The sequence below is a fragment of the Mycobacterium gordonae genome, assembly GCF_001417955.2.
GTDB classification, from domain to species: domain Bacteria; phylum Actinomycetota; class Actinomycetes; order Mycobacteriales; family Mycobacteriaceae; genus Mycobacterium; species Mycobacterium gordonae_B.
The window spans coordinates 1-7,782 of record NZ_LKTM01000064.1 but is presented as its reverse complement, the minus strand read 5'-3'; the positions used below and the strand labels follow the sequence as shown (position 1 = coordinate 7,782).

Genomic DNA, 7,782 nt, shown 5'->3' with positions numbered 1-7,782 from the left:
CTGGTCGAGTAGGGGGCCCCTTCCAGAACCACTAGGTGGTGGGTTCACCGTGCACTACGTCACGTTCGTGCTGAGTGCGTCGCTCAAGTTCAGCTTCATCGAGGTGTTTACCTTCTTTAGCGTGCTCGTGGCGATCCGGGTGAACTTCCTCACCGGGGGTCAACACGTCACTAAGGTCGGGCTGCTCGTTGGTTGAAGACATAAAGCGGCTATACCCCGGCGGCACCGCACCAAATCGGCCCGCTCGGGTGAGCGGATAAGTGCAGCCATTGATCGTCGTCAAGGGTGGGCTGATGGTGGGGTTCATCGGTGGGTGACCCAGCGTGAACTCGTGGCGGAGTTACTAAGTGGTTTCCCGACACCGACCACCACCGCGCCCCCCGCCGGGGCGACGCGTTATCGACGAGTGCAACCTCCAAGATCCGGGGCTCGCGGGTTCCCAAGACTGTGCCACCGGGGATGCGCGGGGATAACCGGGGTGGGTGACTTCAGTCACCGGGCCAGGTGCGCTGCGGCTGGGCCGCGTATCGACCATTTTGATTGAGCAGTGCTGATATAGATCGAGTTGGTCCTTCTCAAATGCCTCCGGAGGTGTCAGGAAGGGATCTGTAACTGATTCCTGTTGGGGTTCGTGTGTTGGGGCACGCGGACCCTCCTGACACACCCCGGAGGTGTTGTTGTGTCTGTGCAAACTGCTCCAGTCACGTCGTCCACGATCGTCGTCGCCGTGGATGTCGGCAAGACCTCGGCAATGTTTTCGGTGACCGACGCAGCGCGGCATCGGTTGGTCGGCCCATCGGAGTTCGCGATGAACCGCTCGGGTTTGGCTGCAGCGGCGGCTCGGGCGATCGCTGCGGTGCCTGAGTTGAGTGGGGTCAAGGTCGGCGTGGAGGCCGCCGGTCACTATCACCGTCCGGTCCTGGACTACCGCTGGCCACCTGGCTGGGAGGTGTTGGAACTCAACCCCGCTCACGTCGCCGAGCAGCGGCGGGTGCAGGGGCGGCGGCGGGTCAAGACCGATGTGATCGACTTGGAGGCAATCACCGATCTTGTCTTGGCCGGCCACGGAAGCCCGGTCCCTGATCACAATAAGGTGATCGGCGAAATGAGCGCCTGGGCCTCCCATCGGCACCGGCGGGTGGCCACGCGTACCGCAACCAAGAACCAGCTGCTCGGCCAACTCGACCGAGCGTTTCCCGGGCTGACACTGGCCATACCCGATGTGCTGGGCACCAGGATCGGCCGGCTGGTCGCAGCCGAGTTCGCCGACCCGGCCAGACTGAGCGCACTCGGCGTCAACCGACTGATCCGGTTCGCCGCGACTCGGGACCTTCAGCTGCGGCGCCCGGTCGCCGAACGCCTGGTTAGCGCGGCACGAGATGCACTGCCCACTCGCGACGCGGTGATCGCCCGCCAGATACTGGCCGCGGACCTGAACTTGTTGGCTGATCTCGACGACCAGATCCGATCCGCTGAAACCGCGCTGACCGCCCTGCTGCCGCGCAGCCCCTATGCCACCTTGACCACTGTCCCGGGCTGGGGCGTGGTACGGGTATCCAATTACGCTGCTGCCCTTGGTGATCCAGCGCGATGGCCCGGCCCGCGGCAAATCTACCGCGCAGCCGGGCTCTCCCCGATGCAGTACGAATCCGCTCACAAGCGCCGCGACGGCACCATCAGCCGTGAAGGCAGCGTGGCGTTGCGCCGCGCGTTAATCGATCTCGGGATCGGACTGTGGCTTACCGAGCCAATGGCAAAGACCTACGCACACCGACTCAAGGCTCGCGGCAAGCACGGCGGAGTCGTCGCCTGTGCACTGGCTCACCGCGCCACCCGTATCGCCTACGCACTGATGCGCGACCACACCGACTACGACGGCACCCGCTGGACTTGACCCCTACATCGCGGCCAACGAAAGGACGTCGAAACCCTTCACAACATTCGACGGCAGTGCCACGCTGAGTGGACGGGACGAAGGGCCGGACCAGATGCCGTCAGCGCTATGGCGGACCCCTCACCGGGTTACGCCGCGTCTAGCTTGGCACCCGGCCCTTCGCCTCCACGGCAGCCCGAACGACGCCAGATGACCCGTTCGCACGAGGTCGCATAGATCAGCGTGGGCGCCAAGGCACCCTCACTCACCGAACACCGCCGCCAACCACACAACACAAACGCCCCGCCGGGGTGCCGACCCAACGCGGCCCCACACCCCCTTGACTCGACCTACAGCCAGCTAGACCAGCTCCAGTGAGCAACAGTGCCGCAATCCCTGCTGTAGTCCCCGCCTGGGCGAGTCCCAGCGCGTAGCTCAACACCGCTGCGGTCAGGGCGCACACTCCAACCACCATCAGCGTAAGAGACATCTTCATCACCGTCCTATACCCATCAAGAAATCCGGACAGTGACGAGCGGCGCGGCGGTGAAGCCAAGAACCGAAATCCCACGCAATCGACAACGATGGGCTAGGCCACATTGTCTTGTTTCTAAAGATTCTGGACGGCTCAGATCCTGTCTCGTTCGTCGGCGGCATCCTCGTGTTAGACGAGGGGTGTGAACGCCGAACCGCATCAACGAGCACTACCTCAGCGCAGATGTCCCTTGCGATAACTCATGCGCGAAGATGCGCGTTATGACGCATTATCTTGTGTTGCCGGGGCTGTCCAGTGGTTCCCGCTGTTTGATTACTTGAAGGGCGGCTTACCAAGCGCGGATCGTGTCGAAGCCGATCTTTATCGCAGCGGAGAAGTTCGCTGCGTATCGTTCTGGGGTCGACTCCAGACCCTCACGAATTCGGTGTTCGTATTTGGACAGGTAATGCGCCAGCCGCTGCGGGTCGTCCGACCCGGTCGACAGCGCGGCTACACCGTCGATGGTCAGGACCCCGTTTCCGAGTGTTCCGTCTCCGTCGAGGTGGAACGAAACCCGTTTGTTTCCAGCAATATTTCGGACTTTGCCCGAGGTGGGCTCACTGATCACAAACACGTCGTCGCCGTCGAAATGGAACCACACGTAGGAGCTTTGCGGTTGCCCATCGCGACGGACGGTGGTAATCCAGCCGAAGTCCGCGTTCTCCAAGCGAGCGGCCGACGACGAGTCGATCATGCGTGCCTCCTACCGGTGGGCGGAGTGCTTACCGGGTGCCACCTCAACCCTGAGGAAGCGGTGGCACCCGGCATGCTCGCCTACGCCGAGATCATTCCGTGCGGGTCGATGATGAACTTGTTGGACGAGCCCTGGTCGAAGATCGCGTAGGCGTCCGGCGCCTCGTCGAGGCTGATGACCTTGTTGTTGAGCATGGGGCTCAGGTAGGGCATGCGGTCCCACAGGATCGCCATCATCAGTTCGCGGTGATAGTGCATGATCGGCGCCTGCCCCGCCGACACGCGCGGCGACTTGATCCACGCCTTGCCGAAGTCGAGCGGGAAAGTGCCTTCTTGCCCGGCCTTTGTCGGCGCCAGGGGGTCAGGTCCGTAGACGCCGATGACGCCCGTGGCGCCGCCGGCGCGAGTGGCCTCCAGCACCTGGTTGATGGCAGCCTGCGGCTGAAGGTCCTCCGCCTCCTTACCGATGCCGTGCGCTTCGGAACCGACATAGTCCACGGCACAATCGACTTCACGCTCGCCCAGGATGGCCTCGATCTGGTCGGGCAACGGAACGTCCTTATTCAGATCGATCGTCTCGCACCCGTTGTTCTTCACCAGATCAAGCCTGTCCTGGTAGTAGTCGCCGACGATGATGCAGGACGCACCCAGCAGCCGCGCCGCCGCCGCACCACAGCGGCCGACCGGACCGGCACCGGCGATATACACCGTCGAGCCAGGCTTGGCGCCCGCCTCCATCAGGCCATGAAAGGCCGTGGGCAAAATGTCCGAAAGCAGGGCGAGATCAAGGATCTTCTCCATCGCCTGGTCTTTGTCCGGGAACCGCAACAATTGGAAGTCGGCGTACGGGACGAACAGGTACTCGGCCTGACCACCCTGCCAGTCGCCGAGGTTGAACCCGTACGCGCCGCACGCGACGTCGGCATTCGTGGTCTCGCAGACATCGGTACGGCGCGCCTTACAGTTGCGACACCGCCCGCAGGCAACGTTGAACGGGACCGAGACGAGATCACCCTCGGTGAGGAACTCGACGTCGGGGCCCACTTCGACGACCTCACCGGTCATCTCGTGGCCCATGACCATCCCCTCGGGCACAGGAAAAGAGCCTCGGAAGATGTGCAGGTCGCTGCCGCAGATGTTGGTGGCGACCATTTTCAGGATCGCGCCATGGGGAGCCTTCTTGCCGTTGGGCATGACCAGTTTCGGATACTCCAGCGAATCGACCCGCATGTCCCCCGGATTGTGGAAGACGACTGCGCGATTACCTTCAGCCATGGTTGTGAACCTCCTTGCAGCACAATTGATGTGCTGATGTGACGGTCAGTCGGCCTGGTGGCGAACTGTCCTGTCAGCGTATGCAGGACCATGCATCGTGTCGGTGACCGCGCGCGCCACCGTTATGACAATCCGTGCCAAGGCGTCAGTCGGCGAGTTCAGCGGCAAGATACGCGGCGGTGGCGCTGTCCCGGTATGCCGCGACCTCCCGCGGGGTACCGGCGACGACGATGCGGCCACCGGCGCCCCCTGCGCCGGGTCCCATGTCGATGACGTGATCAGCCTGGGCGACCACCCGCATATCCAGTTCGGCGGCGACCACGGTGTTGCCGGCGTCGACGAGCCGGTGCAGGTGTGCCAGCAGCCGGTCGGTGTCGGCGGGATGCAGTCCGGCGGTGGGCTCGTCGAGCAGGTAGAGCGTGTCACCGCGGTGGGCACGCTGCAGTTCACCGGCGAGCTTGACGCGCTGCGCCTCGCCGCCGGACAGTTCATTGGCCGGCTGCCCGAGCCGCAGGTAGCTTAGCCCGACATCGCACAGCGCCTCCAGAGCTTGCAGCACGGCGGGTTCGCCGTCAAAAAACTCCCGGGCCGCCGACACACTGAGTTCGAGTACCTCAGCGATGTTCTTGTGTCGCCAGCGGATCGCGAGAGTCGCGGGGTTGTAACGGGTTCCGTGGCAGTCGGGGCACGGGCTATAGACGCTGGGCAGGAACAGCAACTCCACCATCACCCAACCCTCCCCTTCGCAGGTCGGGCATCGTCCGCCGCTGACGTTGAACGAGAACCGTCCGGGTTTGTAGCCGCGCTTCTTGGCCCCGGGGGTGTCGGCGAAGAGCCGGCGAACGTGGTCGAACAGCCCGGTGTAGGTGGCGATGTTGGATCGCGGTGTGCGGCCGATCGGCTTCTGATCGATGCACACCACCCGCCGCACACCGTGGGGGTCGCCGAGCACCTCGCCCGAGGCGGTGACCTGCGTGGCCTCAGCGAGCAGGTCGTCGTCGCGGGCGTCGTCGAACCGCACCGGACGGCCGAGGTGCTCACCGACGATCTCGGGTAGGGACTGGGCGACGAGGCTCGACTTGCCCGACCCGGACACCCCGGTGACCGCGGTGAGGCAGCGCAACGGCACCGATACCGACAGATCATGCAAATTGTTGCGTTGCACACCAGCGAGTTGCAGCCAGTCACTGCGCTCCCGCGGTGTGCGCGAGGCGACGCGGGTCTCGTCGCCGAACAGATAGCGGCGGGTGACCGAGTCGGTGACATCGGCCAGCCCGGCCGGGGGACCGCTGTAGAGGATCTGGCCGCCGTCCAGCCCGGCGCCGGGCCCGATATCAACCAGCCAGTCCGCCGCGGCGATGACATCCAGCGAGTGCTCGACGACGAAGACGCTGTTGCCGCTGCGTTTGAGGCCGGCCAAGATGTCCAGCAAGGCGTCCCGGTCGCGGGGGTGCAGACCGGCCGACGGCTCGTCGAGGACGTAGACGACGCCGAACAGTTGTGACGAGAGTTGCGTCGCGAGCCGCACGCGCTGCAGTTCCCCGCCCGATAGCGTCGGCGTGCTGCGGGCCAGGGAGAGGTATCCCAGTCCCAGATCGATGAGCGGTTGCAGCCGCTCCTGCAGCTCTGCGACCAATCGCTGTGCAGCGGAGCGCTTTTCGTCTGACATGTTGGGTGTTTGCCGGACATCTGGTGCCGCGGCATGCGCGGAACCCCCGGCCACGACCCGCGCGTTGACCGCCGACTTTCGTGTCTTCTGGTTCAGGGCCGCACCGGAGGTGGCCGGCTTCCACCGCGGGCTGAGCACCCTGGCGCACAGCGCGGCGAGCTGGTCGAGGGTGAGCCGCGACAGCTCGGCGATGTCCAGACCTTCGAATGTCACCGACAGCGCTTCGGGTTTGAGCCGCTTTCCGTGGCACGCCGGGCATGGGCCGCTTCCGACGAATTGAGAGACCCGTTTCTTGACCGCAGCGCTCTTGGTGTTGGCGAACGTGTCGAGGACGTAGCGGCGGGCACCGATAAAGGTGCCCTGATAGCTGGGCTCCATATCGGCTTTCACGGCGCGTCGAGTTTCCGCCGGGGTGAAGCCCGCGTACACCGGCACCGTCGGACGCTCCTCGGTGAACAGAATCCACTCGCGGTCCTTGCGTGACAGCGTCTTCCAAGGGGCGTCGATGTCGTAGCCGAGCGTGGTAAGGATGTCGCGCAGATTCTGCCCGTACCAGGCCGGCGGCCACGAGGCGATGGCACGCTCACGGATCGACAACGACGGGTCGGGCACCATGAGTGCTTCGGTCACCTCATACACCCAGCCCATACCGTGGCACGTTGGGCAGGCGCCCTGCGGGGTGTTGGGCGAGAAGTCCTCTGCGTAGAGCATCGGCTGGTCCGCAGGGTAGGTGCCCGCACGCGAATACAGCATCCGGACCAGACTCGACAGCGTGGTGACGCTGCCCACCGACGAACGGGTACTGGTTCCACCGCGCTGCTGCCGCAACGCGACCGCAGGTGGCATCCCTTCGATCGAATCGACATCCGGGACACCCACCTGATCAATCAGACGCCGCGCGTACGGCGCCACCGATTCCAAGTACCGCCGCTGGGACTCGGCGAAGAGCGTGCCGAAGGCCAGCGATGACTTGCCCGAACCCGACACGCCGGTGAATGCGACGAGGGCATCACGCGGCACCTCCAGGTCGACGCCGCGCAGATTGTGCTCGCGGGCACCGCGCACCCGAACTCTATTATCTGGCTCCACTACTCATCTCCTCGTCCGACGAGGCTAGCCATGGCGGCGGGACATCCCACTGTCGATGCGTGCCACAACCCTGACGTCCCGTGCCAGCTTGGCCCGCAGAGGATGGCCGGGCTGCGCATTCCTTTTGAAGGATGCTGCGGGCCCCTCCACAAGATGCACGCCCGGCGAGGTGCTGCGCTCGGTGGTGCTGATCTGACGAAGTTACGGCGACGGATCGAGCCGGTCCTGCAGGTTCGCGGTGTCCTGCCGGGCCAGGTGCCGGTAGTCTCCGGGAGTGATCCCGGTGATCGCCCGAAACGAGCGGTAGAAGTTGGTGTCGTTGGAAAACCCCACCTCTCGGGCGATCGCCTCAATGGGCAGGTCGGTCCGGTTTGTCAGTAGCCGCTGAGCGGTGGCGACCCGCATGGTGCGCAGATGCGCGGTCACGGTTTGGCCGGTGCCCTCGAACAATCGGTGCAGAGTGCGGCGGGACACGTGGCAGCCGACGGCGATCCGGTCCACATCGAGGTCTGGGTCGCCGAGGTGGTGGCGCAGGTAAGCAAGGGCCCGCTCGCGCTGCAGCAGGAGCGGATGAGTCTGTCAAGTTTGATCGGGCCCGGGAGGACACGTTGGGTTGGCCCCATCTTGGCGTGCGTTGGGCAACGTGTG

General features: G+C 64.7%; 7 protein-coding genes. 3 read left to right on the top strand and 4 right to left on the bottom strand.

The genetic code is table 11. The features are described 5' to 3' along the window. Nucleotides 1–196: hypothetical protein (locus AO501_RS36995; RefSeq protein WP_231752399.1), on the top strand; the 196-nt coding region annotated here is incomplete at its 5' end. A gap of 483 nt (nt 197–679) precedes the next feature. Next, nucleotides 680–1,894 carry an IS110 family transposase gene (locus AO501_RS08400; RefSeq protein ID WP_055577289.1) on the top strand — a complete coding sequence of 405 codons (1,215 nt, stop codon included), beginning with the start codon at nt 680–682 and terminating at the stop codon, nt 1,892–1,894. An 803-nt stretch (nt 1,895–2,697) separates the two neighbouring features. Here the strand turns inward: AO501_RS08400 and AO501_RS08395 are convergent. The 4 genes from AO501_RS08395 to AO501_RS08380 form a co-directional block, all read right to left on the bottom strand. Continuing rightward, nucleotides 2,698–3,102 (bottom strand): pyridoxamine 5'-phosphate oxidase family protein, encoded by a 405-nt coding sequence (locus tag AO501_RS08395; protein ID WP_055577288.1) that lies wholly within the window; start codon nt 3,100–3,102, stop codon nt 2,698–2,700. An 80-nt stretch (nt 3,103–3,182) separates the two neighbouring features. After that, nucleotides 3,183–4,376, bottom strand: a complete 1,194-nt coding sequence (locus AO501_RS08390; protein WP_055577287.1) for an alcohol dehydrogenase catalytic domain-containing protein — start codon at nt 4,374–4,376, stop codon at nt 3,183–3,185. Between the two features lie 145 nt (nt 4,377–4,521). Beyond that, nucleotides 4,522–7,134, bottom strand: a complete 2,613-nt coding sequence (locus AO501_RS08385; protein ID WP_055577286.1) for an excinuclease ABC subunit UvrA — start codon at nt 7,132–7,134, stop codon at nt 4,522–4,524. Nucleotides 7,135–7,335: 201 nt separating this feature from the next. Then, nucleotides 7,336–7,560 carry a helix-turn-helix domain-containing protein gene (locus AO501_RS08380; RefSeq protein WP_231752398.1) on the bottom strand — a complete coding sequence of 75 codons (225 nt, stop codon included), beginning with the start codon at nt 7,558–7,560 and terminating at the stop codon, nt 7,336–7,338. On the opposite strand from AO501_RS08380, the gene AO501_RS38950 reads away from it, so the two are divergent. Next, a partial coding sequence (locus AO501_RS38950; protein WP_231752397.1) for a hypothetical protein occupies nt 7,549–7,782 on the top strand: 234 nt, incomplete at its 3' end. The two genes, AO501_RS08380 and AO501_RS38950, sit on opposite strands and share 12 nt — an antisense overlap.

What these genes read in the sequence shown, in the direction of transcription:
- AO501_RS08390 (WP_055577287.1), bottom strand. Translation starts at nt 4,376, where the DNA reads ATGGCTGAAGGTAATCGCGCAGTCGTCTTCCACAATCCGGGGGACATG.
- AO501_RS08395 (WP_055577288.1), bottom strand. Translation starts at nt 3,102, where the DNA reads ATGATCGACTCGTCGTCGGCCGCTCGCTTGGAGAACGCGGACTTCGGC.